Origin of the sequence: Bacillus sp. FDAARGOS_527, from assembly GCF_003812125.1 — a bacterium.
Taxonomy (GTDB): domain Bacteria; phylum Bacillota; class Bacilli; order Bacillales; family Bacillaceae_G; genus Bacillus_A; species Bacillus_A paranthracis.
Map to the genome: position 1 here is coordinate 3750935 of NZ_CP033795.1, position 21152 is coordinate 3772086.

Annotated in this window: 23 protein-coding genes; 5 read left to right on the forward strand and 18 right to left on the reverse strand. The window is 37.2% G+C overall.

All coding sequences use genetic code 11. The features are described 5' to 3' along the window. The first annotated feature begins 59 nt into the window (after positions 1 to 59). The 3 genes from EGX95_RS22100 to EGX95_RS22110 all read left to right on the forward strand — a co-directional run bounded on the left by EGX95_RS22100 (position 60) and on the right by EGX95_RS22110 (position 1038). Positions 60 to 356, forward strand: a complete 297-nt coding sequence (locus EGX95_RS22100; protein ID WP_000389135.1) for a protein Dhp61 — start codon at positions 60 to 62, stop codon at positions 354 to 356. Between the two features lie 81 nt (positions 357 to 437). After that, positions 438 to 674, forward strand: a complete 237-nt coding sequence (locus EGX95_RS22105; RefSeq protein ID WP_000637883.1) for a DUF3949 domain-containing protein — start codon at positions 438 to 440, stop codon at positions 672 to 674. A 1-nt stretch (position 675) separates the two neighbouring features. Continuing rightward, positions 676 to 1038, forward strand: coding sequence for a DUF4288 domain-containing protein (locus tag EGX95_RS22110; RefSeq protein ID WP_033670313.1), 363 nt, complete (start codon positions 676 to 678; stop codon positions 1036 to 1038). Positions 1039 to 1072: 34 nt separating this feature from the next. Here EGX95_RS22110 and ccpA read toward each other — a convergent pair whose 3' ends face one another. The 4 genes from ccpA to EGX95_RS22135 all read right to left on the reverse strand — a co-directional run bounded on the left by ccpA (position 1073) and on the right by EGX95_RS22135 (position 4597). Continuing rightward, complete coding sequence (ccpA, locus tag EGX95_RS22115; RefSeq protein ID WP_001103294.1) at positions 1073 to 2071, reverse strand: catabolite control protein A; 999 nt, start codon at positions 2069 to 2071, stop codon at positions 1073 to 1075. Between the two features lie 553 nt (positions 2072 to 2624). Next, positions 2625 to 3641: a CamS family sex pheromone protein gene (locus EGX95_RS22125; RefSeq protein WP_000738017.1), complete on the reverse strand. Its 1017-nt coding sequence runs from the start codon at positions 3639 to 3641 to the stop codon at positions 2625 to 2627. 117 nt (positions 3642 to 3758) lie between these two features. After that, positions 3759 to 4085, reverse strand: coding sequence for a bacillithiol system redox-active protein YtxJ (ytxJ, locus tag EGX95_RS22130; RefSeq protein ID WP_001057466.1), 327 nt, complete (start codon positions 4083 to 4085; stop codon positions 3759 to 3761). After that, positions 4085 to 4597, reverse strand: a complete 513-nt coding sequence (locus tag EGX95_RS22135; protein ID WP_001197726.1) for a DUF948 domain-containing protein — start codon at positions 4595 to 4597, stop codon at positions 4085 to 4087. The genes ytxJ and EGX95_RS22135 overlap by 1 nt, the downstream gene beginning before the upstream one ends. Before the next feature lie 187 nt (positions 4598 to 4784). Here EGX95_RS22135 and EGX95_RS22140 point away from each other — a divergent pair, with 187 nt between their 5' ends. After that, the gene (locus tag EGX95_RS22140; RefSeq protein WP_000654739.1) at positions 4785 to 5900 is read left to right on the forward strand and encodes an aminopeptidase; all 1116 of its coding nucleotides are present in this window, start codon (positions 4785 to 4787) and stop codon (positions 5898 to 5900) included. Positions 5901 to 5934: 34 nt separating this feature from the next. Here EGX95_RS22140 and EGX95_RS22145 read toward each other — a convergent pair whose 3' ends face one another. The 13 genes from EGX95_RS22145 to EGX95_RS22205 form a co-directional block, all read right to left on the reverse strand. After that, the gene (locus EGX95_RS22145) at positions 5935 to 6354 is read right to left on the reverse strand and encodes a hypothetical protein (protein WP_000899722.1); all 420 of its coding nucleotides are present in this window, start codon (positions 6352 to 6354) and stop codon (positions 5935 to 5937) included. 203 nt (positions 6355 to 6557) lie between these two features. Then, the gene (locus tag EGX95_RS22150) at positions 6558 to 6962 is read right to left on the reverse strand and encodes a PH domain-containing protein (RefSeq protein WP_001010637.1); all 405 of its coding nucleotides are present in this window, start codon (positions 6960 to 6962) and stop codon (positions 6558 to 6560) included. A gap of 77 nt (positions 6963 to 7039) precedes the next feature. After that, on the reverse strand, positions 7040 to 7531 hold the full coding sequence (locus tag EGX95_RS22155; RefSeq protein WP_001003138.1) for a GNAT family N-acetyltransferase: 492 nt from the start codon (positions 7529 to 7531) through the stop codon (positions 7040 to 7042). After that, a complete protein-coding gene (locus EGX95_RS22160) occupies positions 7528 to 8076 on the reverse strand; it encodes a GNAT family N-acetyltransferase (protein ID WP_000494674.1) in 549 nt (182 codons plus the stop codon). Before EGX95_RS22160 ends, EGX95_RS22155 begins: the two co-directional genes overlap by 4 nt. Positions 8077 to 8274: 198 nt before the next feature. After that, positions 8275 to 9585 carry a UDP-N-acetylmuramate--L-alanine ligase gene (gene murC / locus EGX95_RS22165; protein WP_000219470.1) on the reverse strand — a complete coding sequence of 437 codons (1311 nt, stop codon included), beginning with the start codon at positions 9583 to 9585 and terminating at the stop codon, positions 8275 to 8277. Between the two features lie 252 nt (positions 9586 to 9837). Beyond that, positions 9838 to 10956, reverse strand: a complete 1119-nt coding sequence (locus EGX95_RS22170) for a nicotinate phosphoribosyltransferase (RefSeq protein WP_000658369.1) — start codon at positions 10954 to 10956, stop codon at positions 9838 to 9840. 61 nt (positions 10957 to 11017) lie between these two features. Beyond that, positions 11018 to 15007, reverse strand: a complete 3990-nt coding sequence (locus tag EGX95_RS22175) for a DNA translocase FtsK (RefSeq protein ID WP_123805751.1) — start codon at positions 15005 to 15007, stop codon at positions 11018 to 11020. Between the two features lie 221 nt (positions 15008 to 15228). After that, on the reverse strand, positions 15229 to 15573 hold the full coding sequence (locus tag EGX95_RS22180; RefSeq protein WP_000813326.1) for a hypothetical protein: 345 nt from the start codon (positions 15571 to 15573) through the stop codon (positions 15229 to 15231). 222 nt (positions 15574 to 15795) lie between these two features. Beyond that, a complete protein-coding gene (gene ytpR / locus EGX95_RS22185) occupies positions 15796 to 16410 on the reverse strand; it encodes a YtpR family tRNA-binding protein (RefSeq protein ID WP_001006759.1) in 615 nt (204 codons plus the stop codon). After that, on the reverse strand, positions 16407 to 17219 hold the full coding sequence (locus tag EGX95_RS22190) for a DUF1444 domain-containing protein (protein ID WP_000784614.1): 813 nt from the start codon (positions 17217 to 17219) through the stop codon (positions 16407 to 16409). Before EGX95_RS22190 ends, ytpR begins: the two co-directional genes overlap by 4 nt. A gap of 78 nt (positions 17220 to 17297) precedes the next feature. Next, on the reverse strand, positions 17298 to 17612 hold the full coding sequence (locus EGX95_RS22195) for a thioredoxin family protein (protein WP_000838188.1): 315 nt from the start codon (positions 17610 to 17612) through the stop codon (positions 17298 to 17300). Positions 17613 to 17695: 83 nt separating this feature from the next. Then, a complete protein-coding gene (locus EGX95_RS22200) occupies positions 17696 to 18205 on the reverse strand; it encodes a DUF84 family protein (protein WP_000869930.1) in 510 nt (169 codons plus the stop codon). A gap of 279 nt (positions 18206 to 18484) precedes the next feature. Further along, positions 18485 to 19558 carry a M42 family metallopeptidase gene (locus EGX95_RS22205; protein ID WP_001031510.1) on the reverse strand — a complete coding sequence of 358 codons (1074 nt, stop codon included), beginning with the start codon at positions 19556 to 19558 and terminating at the stop codon, positions 18485 to 18487. 148 nt (positions 19559 to 19706) lie between these two features. On the opposite strand from EGX95_RS22205, the gene EGX95_RS22210 reads away from it, so the two are divergent. Continuing rightward, positions 19707 to 20018 carry a PepSY domain-containing protein gene (locus tag EGX95_RS22210; protein WP_000118540.1) on the forward strand — a complete coding sequence of 104 codons (312 nt, stop codon included), beginning with the start codon at positions 19707 to 19709 and terminating at the stop codon, positions 20016 to 20018. Positions 20019 to 20254: 236 nt separating this feature from the next. Here EGX95_RS22210 and EGX95_RS22215 read toward each other — a convergent pair whose 3' ends face one another. Then, positions 20255 to 21109, reverse strand: a complete 855-nt coding sequence (locus tag EGX95_RS22215) for a YtnP family quorum-quenching lactonase (RefSeq protein WP_000436882.1) — start codon at positions 21107 to 21109, stop codon at positions 20255 to 20257. Positions 21110 to 21152 lie beyond the last annotated feature (43 nt).

Sequence of the window (21152 nt, forward strand, 5' to 3'; positions counted from 1 at the left end):
AATCATACAATCTATATAGAAGTCTTCCAGATAAGCTATAGTACTTGGGAAGGTTTCAATTGGAAGATGATATTGTAGGATACTTTAAACAAGTAGAGCGATATGATTATATTATAATTGACTTAGACAAAAAGTTTTTTTACATGGAAGTTGTACAACTAAAAACAAATATAACTTCGCTAAAAATATCACTTAACTTAGATAAAGATGAAACTATTATTGCTGGCAATGTGAAACAATATGATCCTTCTAGGTTAGAACAATTCATACAAAGCTTTAAACACACTGCACAAACATGTCTTGCACATAATTTACGAAGTCCTGAAGAACTTTTTGCATTTTGGAAAGGAAATTGACCACTAGAAACAAATGGATATTATTCGTATAATTTGATATAATTACCATATATAAATATTCTTTATAAGGGAGTGTTCATAATGATTTGGATTTCACTAATCGTATTAGCCTATTTCATCATTCTCGTCCCAATACAGTATAACTACATTAAAATACTCAAAGAAAAACAGAAGAAAATGAATGTGTCACAAAACGAATTATATGACAACATGTCTTATGAAGAATCTCAAGTACATTACCATTACCAAAGTAACGTATTTACAATACCTGCTTCGCTTGTCGCAAGTATTATTTATAAGGTGAAACATGCAGCATGATATATATGCTGTAAAATTATTGTTTGAATCTGTTCATTCTGGTGAGCCTGATCCTACGAAAATGGATGAGCATTATGAAAAGAATCACGATACACTTTTTGAAGAGAGTATTATTCTTGTTAAGGCACACAGTTTGGAAGAGGCCCATGCACTAGGTGAACAAATCGCTATACAGTCTGAGCATACGTACGATAATATGTACGGTGAGCAAGTAACGTGGACGTTTCGAAAACTATTACATGTGTTTGAATTAGACATTGCCCCATTTGAAACTGGAAAAGAATTATACGCAAGATTTTTACACGTTAAGAAAAATGAAACGGTGGATACTATAGTTCAAACATACTATCCTGAATATAAATAAAAGCTCACAGCAATCGCTGTGAGCTTTTTTATACTTACTTCGTTGAATCTCTAAATTGGATACGGTGAGGTAAGATAACAGTGTGATCTTCCACTTTTTCTTTGTTCATATACTTTGTTAATAGACGCATTGCTACTGCACCGATATCATACATCGGTTGTACAACTGTTGAAAGTTGCGGACGAACCATTAATGCAAGGCGTGTATTATCGAAACCAAGTACTTCTACATCAGTTGGTACATTTAATCCAGTGTCTTGTGCTGCGTGGATTACACCTAGTGCCATTTCGTCAGAAGATACGAAGATCGCTGTTGGCTTTTCATCAAGGCCCCAGAGCTTTTCGAATGCTTCGATACCTGAGTCATATGTGTAATCTCCATCGATTACAAGATTTTCATCATATGAAATACCTGCTTCTTCTAGAGCTTTTTTATAACCTTGTAATTTCTTCGCGCTTCCCGCTTTATCAATGAAAGGACCAGAGACGAAACCGATACGCTTATGTCCTTGTTCAATAAAGTGCTTCATTGCGTCGTAAGCTGCTTGTGTATAATCAATGTTTACTGATGGCGTTTCATTTTGCTCATCAAATGACGCTGCTAATACGATTGGTACTGGAGACTTTTTAAATTCTTCAATGTGAATGTCTGTAATATCTTCACCCATGAAAACAATGCCGTCCACTTGTTTTCCAAGCATCGTATTTAATAAATGGAACTCTTTCTCTTTGTTTTGGTCAGAGTTACTTAAAATGATGTTATATTTGTACATTGTTGCGATATCTTCAATTCCACGAGCAAGTTCTGCATAAAACGTATTTGAGATATCAGGAATAATAACACCTACTGTAGTTGTCTTCTTACTTGCTAGTCCACGTGCTACCGCATTTGGGCGGTATCCTAAACGATCAATTGCTTCTAATACTTTCTTTCTTGTTGTAGGCTTTACATTTGGGTTACCGTTCACAACGCGTGACACGGTAGCCATTGAAACGTTCGCTTCGCGCGCTACATCATATATTGTTACGTTCATCTCATCGCACACTCCTTCTATTTTTGCTATCTATTTTTATGTATCGGTTACTTGAATGAAAAAAAGACATCAACTCTATTTGCAGATGCCACCAATCGTCCCGAGTTCTTCCTTTTACTAATGATACGATAAAAACGCAGGGTCATACAATATTTTCCCGCAAAAGTTTCGAAAAAATTCGCTTCTTTTCTCGTATTTTCGTATTTTTCATGAAAAAAAGGGTATTTTTTGTAAAAATATAGATGTTTCATAAGTAGAAATCTTATTTTAAGCAGTACACTAGCTAGTAATTGAAATTTATATCAGCGATTTTTTGAATATATCGACTTACCAACAAAAATCGACAATGATAGGCATTTGATGCGCTGGATCTGGAAGTACTCTACAATTGGCAATAAGAAGATCCCATCCCCCTGTAGAATGCGTTACATCGACAATGCAAGGGGTAAATTGAAATTAGTACAGCGGAAATATAGAGCGTATTACGTGACGCCCTGTCCCATCGTCCCCTTTCATTTACAGTAAAAAAAGACAGTTTAAACACTGTCTTTTTTTATAAGAAGGAAACAAACGGTTTATCGCTGTTTTTCTCTTTTATAACAATTGCCTCAATTTTATTCTCGGACTTTATCTGCAATTGTACTTTTGCATCTTTCGGTAATTGGTCTAACATACTTTGAGCGGCGAGTTGAGTAAGAGCCATTAATTCTGTTTTACCGTTATATTTAATAACAATATCCATATTTAATGTATCCATTTGATTTTTCTTATAAGAAACTTTAGCATTTACTGGGATAAAGTCTCCAGGAGAAAAACCTTTCATTGCCTCAGCAAATTTATTTATTTTTTCATTATCTTCTCCATGTGCTTGTGTAAATTCATCGGAAGGATATAAATACGCTTTTTCTTCAATTGCATTCCAATTTCCAAGGTTCTTATCATTCTTTTGAACGGTAGCACTAGCAATATACGTGCCATTTTTTAAAGAACTTGTACTTTCTTGCTTAAAGATAGCAAACGTAATTGGGGATTTATTATACTTGTCATTTTTATGAATAGCTTCAATAAGTTGCTTAGCAACTTCAGTCCCCTTAGACATTGCCTCTTCATTGGATACACTTGAAGACATAGCTAACCCAATTACAACGCCAGATAAACTTAATTCATTTGAATTCTGTTTCCCGAAATAGTCTTGTTCTATAATATTTGTCAAAACGGGTGCTTCTACTTTTGCGACTAGTTCATCAACTAACTTCTCAGGAATATACTGATTTAATTGAAGCACATGGTTTTCTGTATCAAATTGCTCTTTTGCAATATTCATTAAACCATTTTCATACTCTGCTAAATCTAATTTAGAATTTGTTTTTACATTAGCTGTATTTATAACCTTTTGTTCTTTTAAAGGAATTACAGTTCTATAATAATCTTTAGAAACAGCAGTTCTCGGAATCATGCTTTTTTCTTTCGTATCTTTCTGTATAACTTCATCCTTCTTACTAATCGTATCATTACTACAAGCTCCTAGTAATAAACTTACGACTGCGAAGGATAATGCCATTTTCTTCATTACTTAAAACCTACTTTCAACAATCTAGTTATTTAGTTTGAACTATTAACAGTTTACCATTAAATATATTTCAACAAAAACAAAAAAAAGAAGCAAGCACCTTTTGCTTGCTTCTTTTTACTTAATATTCTCTTCTAAAGCATCTTTTTTAATGTTCCAATGAGACGTATTCCATACTACCATCCCATCTTTTATGTATAACACTTGCGGAGATTCATGTTTAATGCTGTACTGTTCTGCAACACGATTCGAAACATCTCTCGCATCTTGTACGTATAAGTAATACGCTGGTACCGCTCTTTCTTCACTACAATAAGCTTGAAATTCTGTATAGGCACCATGACTAATCGGGCATGTCGTACTATGTTTAAAAAGAACATAAGGCTCGTTTTTTTCTACTAGTACTTCAAGCTCTTCAATTGTTTCAAGTTTTGTCATATTCATTACGATTCACCTCTCATACGAAGTCTAGAGCGCTTTTCTTTCTTTTCAGCTTTTTTCTCGAGTCTTTCTAATTTACGTTCTTCTTTTTCAACCTTTTTCTCTTGTCTTGTCGCACGATAATGATTGTATACTTCAATTGCTGCGCTACTCCACTGTACAACTTGCGCTACTTTATCTGCATTATTTTCAATTTCATCCGTAACAGACTCTGATACATTACGAAGTTTCGTATTTAAAGAATGGATTGTCGTTCCAATTCCATCTACACCCGATACTACTTTATTTAATGATTGTGACTTCTGTTGAATGTCATCAGCTAACGCATTTGTTTTATGTAATAATTGCTCCGTCTCTACGCTAATCCCTTGCATTTGCTTTTCTAAACCTTCTAACGTGCTTGCAACGTTTTCTAACGTCTTCTGAACCGATAACAACGTTCTGCATACATACACTACTAATACAGCGAAAGCAACCGCGATAATAGCTGCACTTACATATAAAAGAACTTGCATTTCATCACTTCCTTTATCTTTTTCATACTTTCCCCTATTATACAATCATTTTCCGTTTCGTTCTAATCCCTATCTTCCCATTAGAATTTTCATACTTATTCGTTAACTTTAACATAAATGATTCAACAAATTCCACTAAGTAGGTTACAATAGGAGAGGATACATAATTAGTAGGGAGGCTTTACATATGAAAGATCCACGCATTGAAAAGTTAGCATACAATTTAATTAACTACTCTATTCGCTTACAAAAAGGCGAAAAAGTATTAATTGAAAACTTTGGCTTACAAAAAGAACTTGTAACTGCACTTGTTAAAGAAGCATATGCAGCTGGTGGTTTCCCATTCGTTTCTTTAAAAGATCATCAAGTAGATCGCTCTTTATTAATGGGTGCTACTGAAGAACATTTTGAACAAATCGCTGCATATGAAGCAAGCGTAATGAAAGATATGGACGCTTATATCGGTCTTCGCTCTGGCGATAACATTAACGAACAAGCTGACGTGCCAAGTGAAAGAATGCAAATTCACGGTCAAACAGTTGGTAAGAAAGTTCATAGAGACATTCGCGTTCCGAAAACACGCTGGGTTGTTCTTCGCTACCCAAATGCTTCTATGGCGCAGCTTGCTAAAATGAGCACAGAAGCTTTCGAAGACTTCTACTTCGAAGTTTGTAACTTAGACTACGGTAAAATGGATAAGGCGATGGATAGCCTTGTTACATTAATGAATAAAACAGATAAAGTGCGCCTAACTGGACCTGGAACTGACTTAACATTCTCTATTAAAGACATTCCAGCAATTAAATGCTCTGGTCATTTAAACATTCCAGACGGTGAAGTATACTCTGCACCAGTTCGTGATTCTGTTAACGGTACAGTTTCTTACAACACGCCATCTCCTTACAACGGTTATACATTTGAAAATGTACAACTTAAGTTCGAGAACGGACAAATCGTTGAAGCAACTGCAAACGATACAGAGCGCATTAACAAAATCTTCGATACAGACGAAGGCGCACGCTACGTTGGTGAGTTCGCAATTGGCGTAAACCCATACATCTTACATCCAATGGGAGATATCCTATTCGATGAAAAAATCGATGGCAGCTTCCACTTCACTCCTGGACAAGCTTACGACGATGCTTGGAACGGTAACAACTCGAACATTCACTGGGATTTAGTATGCATCCAACGCCCTGAATACGGCGGCGGCGAAATTTACTTCGACGACGTACTAATCCGTAAAGACGGACGCTTCGTTGTACCTGAATTAGAAGCTTTAAATCCAGAGAACTTAAAATAATGAAAAACGCTCGGGATTTTTTCCGAGCGTTTTTTTAATACTTTAATAAGTCTTTCGCCACATCTTCTGGCACTTTAAAACTCATTTTCTTATTTTTCATTTCAACTTCAACATACGGGACATCTTTATATACTGTCATCGTACCAATTTCATGTAATTCCTTTTTATCTTTACTCGACTCCGATAATTTTGTTGTACCTTCTTGATACATTTTAAATGTTTTCCCTTGCGGAGTATCTAAAGGAGCCGACTGCATTTCCCACTTATTCATTTTCATGACTTCAAACAGCTTTTCAATTTCTTTCTTATCGGTAATTACTTTCTTTTCACTTGAATCAGTAAGTGATTCAATTTCAACTTTTTGTGCCTTTTCTAAGTTTAGATTCGTCTTTTCCTTCTTCGTACTACATCCTAGTAAAAGAAAAGATGCGGTTAGCAGAAATACAAATAACATAAGGACTTTTTCATTTCTAATTCTCCTAACTATATAGAGCTACTTTTCTCGCCTTTCGTTTGCTGAAAATGAAAATAATATAAAAGCACCACTGCGATAGTACCTATTAATATTGGTACATATAAAGGCAGATCCCATTTCATATATACTCTAGTGCAACCAATAAGCACAAATAATATTTCTAAACAAAGGTTTTACATATTTCATTTCTTACCTGCCATTTCTATTTTCACATGTGGGTTCTCTTTCTCAATAAGCGCCAAGAATTCAGTCATATGTTGCGGCATCGCAACCATATGTACTTTGTATGCATTGGTCGTAATTTCAAGAGATTTCCCAACTTGACGAATGATTCTTATCTCTTTCAATACGATATCGTCATTTAAAACACCGTACTTTAATACACCATTTTCTACTTTATGCTTTTTAATAAACACTTCCCAAACGAGTGGTACATTAACAAGGAAGCATAAACCCATCCCAATTAACGCTGTCATCCACTGCTCTTTATTTGTGACAATCATGACAAGTGGATACACAAACATAAAAGCTAACGTGAGACAAACGAAAATGACTACTGACTTACTTCTTTGAATCGGAAAGTTCATACACGCACCCCCTAACCTAAATTATACCACTTTTTCCATTTTAGTTCATAAAAAAAGGCCATTTCTACATGACCTTCTTAAACAATATATCTATAAAATTTCTTATCTACCTGCAACACTGGAAAACTTTTTGGCAACTCATCTATACTCACACTTTGAAAACCATTCTTTTCATAAAAGCGATGTGCTGCTAAAAATTTAACTGTCGTTCCTAAGTAAATGTCTTTCAGCTTTTTATTCTCAGCCCACGAAATTGCTGTTTGGAGCAACTTATGTGATGCGCCCCAATCTTTTCCGCGAAATTCTTTTTTTACAAACATTTTTCTTAACGCTACTTGATGATTCTCAATATCTAATAAAGCTACTGTTCCAACTACTTTACCATCATAAATTGCTACCCAAAAGTTGCCATGATTCCTTTGATAAAATGTTTCTATTTCAAGCAAGTCCGGCTGCTCTTCTTTCGTAATGGGAACATTGTACTCTTTTTGCTGAATATGAACGATAAGATCTACTACTTCATCTTGAAACGTACTTTCATACGGAATAATGCGTATCTTCTCGTTCATCGAATCTCCTTCCACTCTGAAGCTAGTAAACTATATACTGCGACATCATGAAAATGATCATATAACCATTCTTCATCTCTTAAAACACCATCTAACTTAAACCCTAAACGTTCTGGAATAGCGCGACTTTTCACATTTTCAACACCGCATCTAATTTCCATTTTATTTAATTTTAAATTCTCAAATGCATAGTGAAGTACAGCCTTCACGCTACGCGTCATAATACCTTTCCCGCCAGCATCTTCTGCAAGATAATATCCGAGACTTGCCGCTTTCTTCCCCCAGCTCACTGGATGAATACCTACCATCCCAACGAGCTTTCCTTTATAACGTATGCCACTTTCAAAACCGTCTCCCTCTGCAAACTTCTTTAACCACATCGGACAAATCTCATTATAAGCATCAGCAGATTTCGTCCCATCTACCCAAGGAAGCCATCTTCTTAAATGATTACGGTTTTGATTTATTAATTGATATAGTTCCTCTTTATGATGTTTTTCTAGTAATTGTAGTTCGATTTCGTCGTCTACCCGGAGTGTGAACATGTTTTTTAGCTCCTCTTTTTATTTTTCTTATTATTCTAACATTTCTAAATAGAAAATTCCCATCTAATATATCAACGATTTTTAAAATATATCGACGATTCGACAAGGGATATCGACTTACCGACTAAATTCGACAACATTACTACACCCTACAACACAACAAAAAAGACGCACAGCCACCGCTATGCGTCTTTTCTATTACTTCTCTGCAACTTGAACTTCTTTTACGTAAGCTGCTTCGAATTTTTGGATGTCTCCTGCGCCCATGAAAATGAGAACGCCGTTTTTATGTTTCTTTAATACATCCGTTGTTGTATCTGTAATTAATTCTGCACCGTCAATACGCTTTTGCAGATCTTCGATTGTTAATTCACCTTTGTTTTCGCGCGCTGATCCGAAAATATCACATAAGTATACTTGATCCGCTTTGCTTAGGCTTTCAGCGAACTCATCTAAGAACTTTTCTGTACGTGAGAATGTGTGCGGCTGGAATACAGCGACAATTTCACGCTCTGGATGTTTTTGACGAGCGGCTTCAATCGTTGCATTAATTTCTGTCGGATGGTGTGCGTAGTCATCAATAATAACTTGCTCTCCCATCGGCTTCTCATTAAAGCGACGTTTTACGCCTTCAAAAGTTGTTAACTGATGCTTAACTGCTTCTACATCAACATTTTCATAATGGCAAAGCGCGATTACTGCTAATGCATTTAATACGCTGTGATTGCCGTATCCTGTAATTTTGAACGTGTCATAGTACGTATTACGAACGAATACATCGAAAATAGTACCATCTGTTCTCTTTTGAATGTTACGTGCTTGGAAATCATTATCTTCTCCAAATCCATAGAAAATAACAGGTACTTTCGCTTGAATTTTTTGAAGTTCTTCATCATCTCCACATGCAATAATGCCTTTTTTCACTTGCAATGCCATCTCTTGGAATGCACTGAATACATCATTGATATCTGTGAAATAATCTGGATGATCAAAATCAATGTTTGTCATAATCGCATAGTCTGGATTGTAAGACAAGAAATGACGACGATACTCACAAGCTTCAAATACAAAATACTTACTATTTTCTACCCCATGCCCTGTTCCATCTCCAATAAGGTAAGATGTAGGGTGTGCACCTTGCATTACATGGGCTAACAAACCAGTTGTTGATGTTTTTCCATGTGCACCAGTTACAGCAACACTTGTGTATTGGTTCATAAGGTCACCTAAGAAGTGATGGTAACGATGTACTGGGATGTTTAATTCTTTTGCTGCTACGATTTCTTCATGCGTATCAGGAAATGCATTTCCTGCAATAATCACTTGTCCTTCTTTTACATTACTTTTATCAAAAGGAAGAATCGAGATACTACGCTTTTCCAACGCTGTTTGTGTAAAGAAACGCTTTTCATAATCAGACCCTTGAACAGTATGCTTCATGTCATGAAGAATTTGCGCTAATGAACTCATTCCTGTTCCTTTAATTCCTACAAAATGGTAAACTGTCATCTTAAAGAACCTCCAACATTTCGAACTAATACAACGGCCTATCTATAAGACAGTATATGAATCTTTTCTTATTTTGGTAATCATCATACATTTTTGATGTAGTGAAGTTATTCTTCCCTTCACTTATCAGGATAAACTCGTACGTACTTCTTTTTTATGTCCATAACAAATCCATTATAGCAAAAAAGAAGCCGCTATACTATGATAACAGAAAAACTGATAGGGTCAATCACCTATCAGTTTTTCTCTCTCTTACATATCTTCTCTTTTTTCTAATTGAACACGTTCTAGACGTGGGTTTGGACGATATTTACGACCAGCTTTCGCTTCCGGTTTTCCATTTAATTCTACGTTATCACCAGTAAAGCCAATATTCATTTTTAATAAGCTACTTCCTACTCCGTATATATCAACAGGTACGTTTTGAGCTTCAAATTCACGAATACGTTTCTCATCAAATCCACCAGTTACAACGATGTCTACATGCTGGAATCCTTCTTCATCAAGTGCTTTACGAAGTGCGAATACAAGCGATGGGTTTACACCACGTGGATCGAATGTTCCAAGTACTTCTGGGTGGCGAATGAAGTATTGATCAATCATCGTGCGAGACGTATCTACACGTACACCTTTTAATGTTGATCCAAATTCACGTGCTACACGAAGTGCATCTGTAATGACATCATTGTTGTAATCAATTAATACAACTAATTCATCTTCTGGGAATTTTTTATGATATGCTTTTGCCGCTTCCACAACATCACCATTAAACATTTGAATTAATGCGTGAGGCATTGTCCCCATACCACTTTTGCCCCACCATTCATTCATCGCATGCGTCGCTTGTGCGCTCATACCACCGATGTATGCTGCATAACCGTCACCAGCTTGTTGTGTATAATGATCATCACGGTCTCCCATGAAAATAACTGGTTTTTCTTTATCTACGCTACGCGCAGCTTGGACAACGTTATATACGTTTGTTGCAACCGATGTACGACGAGCTAAAATCCCATCAATAACACCTTCTAAAAATCCGAAATTTTCATAAGGACCATGAATTGTTAACACTGTTTCAAATGGACTAATTTTATCGCCATCTTTTAAAGAGTTAATCTCAAGTTCCTCAGGATTTTTAGCGAATGTTTGTAGCAATGCAATAACTTCATCTGTTCCGCAAAGAACTGCATTTTCCTTTTGGAAAAATTGCATCGTTACAACACTTTTCGGGCGAAATTCTTCGATGATTTCTCTAGTCTTTAAAAAGTAAACGGCAGAGAACCAACCTTCTCCAACGCGTTCGTCAAATTTAAATGTTTTATTTGTTAGTCTATTTATTTCACCTTTTAATTTTAATTCAATTTCTTTCATGTCGCTTTACTCCCTACTTTACTATCCAACATTTTCTCTTAGTATACAGCAAAACCGTTTACTATACATTTGTTTCCTGCATAGCGGCAAATTCATCCTCAGAAATAAGGACATCTCTTGGCTTCGTTCCTCTTGCTTCAGAAATAATTCCTTGCGATTCCATCTCTTCAATGAGACGTGCCGCGCGATTATAACCGATGCGGAATTTTCGCTGTACAGAAGATGTGGACGCTCCCCCTTGTTCTACAACAAATTGACATGCATCAAGGAACAATTCGTCTTCCGACTCAGCTTGTTCTGTTTTCGCTAATAAATCCTCTTGCTTAAATAAGTAATTCGGCTTCATTTGCTTTTTCACATGATCAACTGTCTTTTCAATCTCATCATCCGATACATATACACCTTGTACACGAACTGGCTTAGATGTACCGTTCCCTAAGAATAACATATCACCACGGCCAAGTAATTTCTCCGCGCCCCCAATATCAATAATCGTACGCGAATCAACTTGAGATGATACAGTAAACGCAATACGCGTTGGAATGTTCGACTTAATTAAACCTGTAATAACATCTACAGATGGACGCTGCGTCGCTACTAATAAATGAATACCACAAGCACGTGCTTTTTGCGCAATACGACAAATCGCTTCCTCAACATCACCAGGTGCTACCATCATTAAATCGGCTAGCTCGTCAATGACAATAACGATATAAGGTAATGTCTCTCCCGGAATTTCTCGCTCACTTACAATCGTATTGTAACGAGTTAAATCACGAGCTCCTGCGTGCGCAAATAATTCATAACGGCGCTCCATTTCTTCAACTGCCCATTTTAATGCAGCTGTCGCTGCTTTTACATCCGTAATAACAGGTGCTACAAGATGTGGAACAGAATTGTATGGTGCAAGCTCAACCATCTTCGGATCGATTAACATTAACTTCACTTCATGTGGTTTCGCTTTATATAAAATGCTCGTTAAAATGGCGTTAATACACACACTTTTACCTGAACCTGTTGCACCCGCAATAAGTCCGTGTGGCATTTTTCGAATATCCGTTACAATTGGATCACCTGAAATATCAAGTCCAAGCGCAACCGTAAGCGGTGATTCACTCTTTGTAAACACAGGACTTCTTAAAATTTCACGAAGAAAAACTGGCTTACTTTCTTTATTGGGAACTTCGATTCCAATCGCACTCTTCCCTGGAATCGGCGCTTCAATACGAATATCTTTCGCCGCTAAACTTAGCTTAATATCATCACTTAAGTTTGTAATTTTATTTACTTTTACACCTGGATCTGGCTGTACTTCAAAACGAGTTACTGCTGGACCTTGCGATACATTAATAACATGTGCGCCAACGTGGAAATTATTAAACGTTGTATCTAATAATTCTTTCTGTTCTTCCAACCATTCCGTATTATCTAACGCTGCTTGCTGCGGAATCGATAGTAATGTTAACGATGGAATCGTATACGTCGGTGGCGTTTGCAATACATTTCGCACATCATTCTCTCTTTGATTTACAACATATGCTTTCTCTTCTACTTCCGTACTTGAAATTGGCTTTTGTACTTGCTCTGCCACTACTTGTTGTACTGGTTTTTCTTCCACTTGTGGTTCTACTACTACTACTTGTTGCATTGGTTTTTCTTCCACTTGTGGTTCTACTACTACTACTTGTTGCATTGGTTTTTCTTCCACTTGTGGTTCCACTACTACTTGCTGCACTGGTTTTTCTTCCACTTGTGGTTCCACTACTACTTGCTGCACTGGTTTTTCTTCCACTTGTGGTTCTACTACTACTTGCTGCACTGGTTTTTCTTCCACTTGTGGTTCTACCACTACTTGCTGCATTGTTTTTTCTTCTACTTGATGTACAGACTTATTCTCTACTCGTTCACTCATAGAAGGTTGCATTGCATTTGTTCTAGCCGCATGTCTTTCCATTAATCGCGTTCTATCTTGTTTCAACATAACAACATTAAATGGTACGTGACGCTTTTTCTCACGTTTTGGTTCTTCTTTTTGTACAACTGGTTGTTCTTCTACAATCGGTATTTCCTCTGCAACTGGTTGTTCTTCTACAATCGGTGCTTCTTCTACAACTGATTGTTCTTCTGCGACCGGTGTTTCTTCTACAACTAATTGTTCTTCTGCGACCGGTGTTTCTTCTACAACTGATTGTTCTTCTGCGACCGGTGTTTCTTCTGCAACTGGTTGTTCTTCTACAACTGGTTGTTCTTCTACAACTAATTGTTCTTCTGTAATTAAAACATCCGCAAAGCTTTGAACATCTTTTTTCGTTTGTTCATCAGTCTCAGCAACATGTATGAATTCATTCTTTTGTTCAATTGCTTCATTTAACACCATTTCTTGCTGCGTTTCCTCAAGTACTACAGGTTCCACTTCTTCTGGTGCTTCTGTTTCTGCAATTACTTCTACTTCTTTTCGCTCTTCCGCTTCCGCAATTGCTTCTACTTCTTCTTGCTCTTCCGCTTCCGCAATTGCTTCTACTTCTTCTTGCTCTTCCGCTTCTGCAATTACTTCCACTTCTTCTGGTTCTTCCGCTTCCGCAATTACTTCCACTTCTTTTTGCTCTTCTGTTTCCGCAATTACTTCCACTTCTTCTGGTTCTTCCGCTTCTGCAATTACTTCCACTTCTTCTGGTTCTTCCGCTTCTGCAATTACTTCCACTTCTTCTGTTTCTTCCGCTTCCGCAATTACTTCCACTTCTTCTGACTCTTCTGCTTCTGCAATTACTTCCACTTCTTCTGACTCTTCTGCTTCTGCAATTACTTCCACTTCTTCTGACTCTTCTGCTTCTGCAATTACTTCCACTTCTTCTGACTCTTCTGCTTCTGCAATTACTTCCACTTCTTCTGACTCTTCCGCTTCCGCAATTACTTCCACTTCTTCTGACTCTTCTGCTTCTGCAATTACTTCCACTTCTTCTGACTCTTCTGCTTCTGCAATTACTTCCACTTCTTCTGGTATTTCTACAACAATTGTTTCTTCAAGTTTTTCTTCTGCTTTGACAATCACTGATTCTTCTGGTGCTTGTTTTTCTACTTCAATAGTAGGTTGTTCTATTTCTGTACTACGTTTAATTTCTTCTGATAATATTGTATCCTCGTGCTCTACTTTAGAATCTACTAATTCCTCTTGTAGAATGTTTTTGTCCACTACATCACTTTCTTGCTTCGCACCTTCCATGCGCTCAGCAATTGTTTCATGAAGTAATTCAGCCGCTGGAACTTCCTGCGGTGCACTCATTTCTTGAACCACTTCTTTTTCTTCCACTATAGGCTCTTGGCGTTCGATTTCATAACCGTTTTTCTCTAGCCATTGATCAACAACTGACTTTTCTTCCTTTTTACTCTCTTCATATTGTTGCTCTCCTTGCTCGTTAGCAGCTCTATGACTAGAAGAAGTCGGTGCTTGTCCTTCTGAGAAATCAGATAGTGTATATCCTTTTTTCTCTAACCATGCATCAACGACTGATTTGCCCTCTACAGATATTTCAAGGTCTTCTCTTTCCTTTACTTCCTCCTGCTTTTCTTCCTTTTTCTCTACTGAAGGACGGTTATATCCGTAAATTGGCGAAATCATTTCTGTTGGACGAAATGGTCTACGGTTACTTTCTTGCGCTGGTGTAGATGCTTTCTTTACGACAGGCTCTCGCTCCGGTTCATATTGTATTTCCGGCTCTTCATATGTAGAAACTACCTTCTCCACATACTGTCGTCTGCTTCTTTCCACTTTGATTCCTCTTTGAATAGGCTGATTCTCATATGTTACAGCTTGAACAGGTTGTTCTTCAAAACGCCCTGTTTCTATAACATCCTCTTCATCGAACCCATTATCCGGTACTAATGGAAAACGGCATTTACCTGCATTCCTACTTGCCATTTGTGCTTCTCTTGCTTCAGTGTAGTGGTTTACACGAGGAATTTTCGGCTGACTTTCAACTTGCTTTTGTACTTCTTTATTCATCGCTGTTTGTTCTTCCTCTTTGTTAAACAGCTTTTTCATCCAATCTAACATGCTTACCACTCTTTCTACTAAATAGTAACATCCTTTATTGTATCAGCATTCGGCAAAAAGTGCAGGTAAAATTAAGCATGTCATATTTATCCATAATATTCTAATTTACGAGTGTTTTCATATAGAAAAACGCATTCTTACATGTAAGAATGCGTTCAAGCTTTACTCTTCCGATACTCATCTACACTATCCGTTACACTTTGCACCGGTCTCAAAGTTTTTTATAATTGTTTTATAATCTCATCCATATTTCCAATATGAACGGGTTGCCACGCTTCTGTACCACGCTCTGCAGTATAAACGAAATACGCATCATCAGACACATTTACGAAAACTGGGTCCCCCATATCTGTTTCATATCCGATAACAATCCATTCTTCTTTCCATTTTCCGTTTTCTTCACTTATTAATGAATTTTTATGTTTATCATATCGATAGCCGATTTGTCCTTTTTCTAATTCAATTTCACTAAACAAATAGATTTCATAAGAACCTAACTCGATATCTTGCTGTTTTGAAGTTTCAATTCGTTTCAGAAGTTCTGCGATTTTTGGTTGTTGTTTCATACGTCTATCCCCTTCTTTTTTCTAAATTTTAACTAGTTTGTTTATAAAATACAATATAGATTCAAAGAAAAAAGGTGACATCCTTATAATATGAACGATTTTTTGAATATATCTATCACAACTCGCAATATATCAACGATTCAACACAGGATATCGATTTACTGACAAAAAAAACGAAAAGAGAGGTCATCCAAAAGGACAACCTCTCTTTTCTTATATCAATTAAAATTTAAACTCTTGTCCAACTTCAAAGCTATCTTCTAATACAAGAATACCTTTTTCTTGTGGAGCATCTGGAAGCTCTAATTCACGTGCTGAACAAATCATTCCAGCAGAAGGAACTCCGCGAAGCTCAGCTGGCTTAATTAACATACCGCTTGGCATTACAGCGCCGATTTTTGCAACGACAACTTTTTGTCCTGCATCAACGTTTGGTGCGCCACATACGATTTGTAATGTTTCTGTACCGATTTCTACTTTACAGATGTTTAGCTTATCGGCATTTGGGTGTTTCTCTTTTTCAGCTACATAGCCTACAACAAATTTCGGAGAAAGATCTGCTTCTACTGTTTCTTCAAAGCCGTTCTTCGCTAAAATTTCGTTAATTTTTTCTACAAGTTCTTTCGTTAATGTAAGGTTACCTGTTTCTTTTACTTCTAAGTAAGAAGATGCATTAAAGATGTTGAATCCTGCTGTTTCATTGCTTTCACGATCGTATACGCGTGCAACATCTCCTTTGCGATCAAAAGTACGGTTCTCTAAAGTAATATCTTGTAAGGCAACAATTAAAGTGTCACCAATTCCTTCAAGGTTGTAAAAAACGTTCACTTCGTTCATCCTTTCTCTTTTCCATCTGTCTTCTTCCGATTCTTCGCTAAAATAAAGATTGGTTCAAAGTCCCCATCTTCATATACGAATGAAAGTGATGTAATCGGAACATGCCCTTCGGCAAAAAATTTCATTGTCATTTGTGCAATAATATCATAACCGATTTCGTTGACGATATCAGCAATAATTAATACATCTTGGTGAGGAACAGCAACAACCATGTCACCAGAAATCTTTTCACGCATCGATTGTAGTAACGATTCGTTTAAAATACGAGTGGCATCATACCCATCATTTGTGTTTAAAAAGTAGAATGTATTACCTGCTACTGTGTCTTGTTTAAATTCATAACTTAATGAGCGAGCGTTGAATAATGCCATTTCACGTACTTGTTGCTCTGTAAGCCCTAATTTTTGTAATAAACGCTCGTCAATGAGACGATATGTTTTATTCGAATCTAGCGCATAGTAAATACGTGTTTCCGCCGTATGATCCGTCATAATAAACGGATTTCCTTCTTCTGCTTGTTTCGGGAAAGAAGTAGAGCGAATAACAGGTAAAATTTTCGCCGCGCTATTTTCTTCCTTATGCATCGCAATTAACGCTTCTTGTACGTAGTAGGCAACCTCTTCAATCGCCTTTTCTTTATTCACTTCCCATTTTGCTACAACTCCTGGAAGCGATACGTTAATACCTTTTTTTGAGTCTTTCTGTTCTATACGTAGAACTTCTTTCTCACTATCATACTGAAAGTCCCATTCCGGGCGAGATAATCTCTTCATTAACTCGTCTTTCATCTTTTTACTTGTCATCTTCATCTCTTTTTCCTCCCTTCCAAAAAAATAACCTCCCCCGCGAAGGTAGAGGTTGTTTTACAATTCAATTGGCAAATTGCCTTATTTTAAACCTTCAATGAACTCTTCGATTTGTTCTTGTGTTTTACGATCTTTGTTTACATAGCGACCTGTTTCTTCACCTTTATTGTACGCTACAAAGCTCGGAATGCCAAATACGTCTAATTTTACGCATAGATCAATAAACTCATCACGATCTACGTAGTAAAATGAGAAATCACTATATTTCTCTTCTACTTCTGGCATAAATGGATCTACGAAGCGGCAGTCTGGACACCATTCTGCTGAGAACATAAAGATTACATTCTCTTCATTTTTTAACTCTTGAAATTGCTCCATGCTTTCTAATGATTTCATCTATATTTCCTCCTCTAACGAGTGCATTTTTTCATGTTATAATCTTTCCTTTATACTACCATACATCGCGCACGGTGCAAGGTTTATGCTTGCTTTTTATCATACTTATATTGCCCAACAAGTAACTTAACAACGTGTACAAATAATTCCGTACGGTCCACATAATCATCCGTAAAAATACCGATAGCACCTTCATGACTACGAATATCTTTTCTCTGTACAAACTCTTCCATCACTTCACTTAACTCCTTGCCCTCTTCAAGAGGTGCTAAAAAATCATCCGGTAACGTAATACGCGCCCCGCCGGCAACGAATGTTTTACCATCACTTGTTGCTAGTGCGCCCCAATTACACATAAATAAACCGTACTCCGTTTTCATCACGCCGCCCTCTAGTCCAATGCCAATTTGAGCTTCCCCTTCCTCTAGCGCTCGCTTCGCTCTATTGATCGCTCCTTGCATCGTCTCTTCATCTGAAAACGGTTGTGCTGCTACTCCTGAAGGAACAGAAAGAGATGTAATTTCGGCATCTTTCCAAACCTTCTCCACAGCTCCAACCTTCGTTTTATTCTTCGATCCAACTACTACTTTCATTTCATTCACCTCTATAAAAATTTATCATTTTCCCTTAATCAAATTGTTCTTTATACACGGGAGCACGGCCACCACACATCGCTTGTTTGTCTCTTCACTCTGAAAAAGAAGAGTTTTTCTCACAACATTGCGGACCTCGAACTCAAAAGCAACCTTACTCTCACTTCCTACCCGGGGTTATAATCCCCCATGCGAGAATCAATTAAGCACTGACCGCTACCATATATCGCTCGAGCATCTATTCAATCTAAAAAAAGAAGGGTTTTTCGCCCTTCTTCTCTACGCGTTATTTTTAATTGTCTCTAACGTCGTTTTATCCGTTGCTCTTACAAGCTTCGTAATTAACTCTTTTGCTGCCGCATAGTCATCAACATGTAAAATAGAAGCATGTGTATGAATGTAGCGTGCGCAAACACCAATCACTGCTGATGGGATACCTGAGTTACTTGTATGTACACGGCCCGCATCTGTACCACCTTGTGAAATAAAGTATTGGTACGGAATGTTGTGTGTTTCTGCTGTATCTAAAATGAATTCGCGCATTCCTCTATGCGTTACCATCGTACGGTCATAAATACGAAGAAGAGCACCTTTTCCTAATTGACCGAACTGTGTTTTGTCACCAGATGCATCGTTAGCTGGACTTGCATCAAGCGCATAGAAAATATCTGGTTGAATCATATTTGCAGCAGTTTGAGCACCGCGAAGACCAACTTCTTCTTGTACAGTCGCACCAGAGTACAATGTGTTTGGTAATGTTTCGTCTTTTAATTCTTTTAGTAATTCGATTGCAAGGCCACATCCATAACGGTTGTCCCAAGCTTTCGCCATAATTTTCTTTTCGTTTGCCATCGGCGTAAACGGGCAGATTGGCACGATTTGTTGTCCTGGTTTTACACCAATTTCAATCGCATCTTCATAGCTATCTGCGCCTATATCAATTAACATATTTTTTATATCCATCGGTTTTGCACGTTGCGCGTCACTTAATAAATGAGGAGGAATAGAACCAACAACCCCAATAACAGGGCCATTCTTCGTCATAACTTGAACGCGCTGAGCTAATAGTACTTGGCTCCACCAGCCGCCTAAAGGTTGAAAACGAAGCATTCCGTTTTTCGTAATTTGCGTAACCATAAAACCTACTTCATCCATATGACCTGCTACAAGAACACGCGGGCCAGTTTCGTCCCCTTTTTTCAGACCAAATACACTACCTAAACCGTCTTGTACAATTTCATCTGCATATTTGCTTAATTCTTGCTTCATAAAACGGCGTACATCATGTTCGAAACCTGATGCACCTTGTAATTCTGTTAACGTGCGAAATAATTGTAATGTCTCTTTATTCACGAAGTCCCCTTCTTTCAAACCTTAGTAGAATACCTCTTTTATTGTAACGAAATTTTCGAAATGTTTCTAGTTTCTTCTTTTTTAGCTGTATTTGCTTTATAATTATTATCGGTACACTATTTTTATTTTATAGAATTGAGGTGAATATATGAGCTGGAAAGGTTTAGTAGCAGGTCTTGGCGTTGGGTTCGCAGCTGGTTATTTCGTTGCAAACAAAGTACAAGAACAATCCCATATTTCTTCAGAAAAAGCATTGAAAATGGTAAAACAAGCATTAAGTCATAAAGGTGAAATTACTGGCTCTTGGGTACATATGGTTCCAGAGACATTTGAAAAATATGATGTCGCGTATGAAGTGTATCGCGGCGGTCTTACAACGATGTTAAATGATATACAAGAACGATTTGAATTTTTAGTTGATGCTAAAACAGGTACTGTTTTAGAGGTTATAGCAGCATAAAAAGGAGGGTTCCCATTAGGTGAACCTCTTATTTTTTAATTGCAGATAGTGATTGAAATTATATCGGCGTTTTTTCGAATATATCGGCTGCAACTCCAAATATATCAGCGATTTTTGAAATATATCGACCGTAACTCAAATTATATCGGCGATTTTTGAAATATATCGACTTACCGACAAAAAACGACAACAAAAAGGAGACTGCTCCAACAGACTGCTGGAACACCCTCCCATTTTTATGCTTCTATACCCGTTTTCCGTTCTATTTTTTCTACGATATGACCTTCCTCATTCCACTTTACTGCGCGATAATACGCGTCATGATAAAAAGTGAACCAAGCATCGTTTTCAGCACCATACTTCATCCACTTTTGCTTATTTTCAATCGATGTCATCGGATAATCATCATAAGCCATGACCCATAATACATTTTGATGGGCGTGCGTCGGCAATAGGTCTGCTAAATGCAGCATCGTTTCCCCTTTGCTTTCTAAAGCGATCACTGCGTGTCCGTCACTATGGCCGCCCGTATGCGCCATTTTTATTTCATCCGTAATTTCTATTTCTTGCTGAAACGTAACAACTTGGTCTACAATCGGCTCCCAATTTTCCTTCCAATATGTATTACGGGATCTAATATTTGGATTTCTCATTTCATTCCACTCTGTTTCACTTACGTAAACTTTCGCATTTGGAAAAGTTGGTACAAGTTGATCACCTTCCCATTTCGTTAAACCAGATGCATGATCAAAGTGAAGGTGCGTCATTAAAACGTAATGAATATCTTCAGGCTTTAGTCCCATCTTTTCTAAAGAATTCTCAACTGACGACTCTTCCGTTACACCTTGATTCCGCTTCATCTTTTCATTCAATTTACCATTTCCTATACCAGAATCAATGAGCATGTTGCCATCTTTCGTTTGTAAAAGTAACGGATCTGTTCGTAAATAAATATGATTTGTATCATTATGTTTATATTTACGTGACCAAAGTACTTTCGGCACAACGCCAAACATTGCTCCTCCGTCTAAATGTGTGTTCCCACCTTTTAGCCACGTCACTTTTATATCTCCAACTTGTAACTGTTCCATTTTTCATCCCCCTTTTCTTTTAATACTAACATAAAATTCTGAT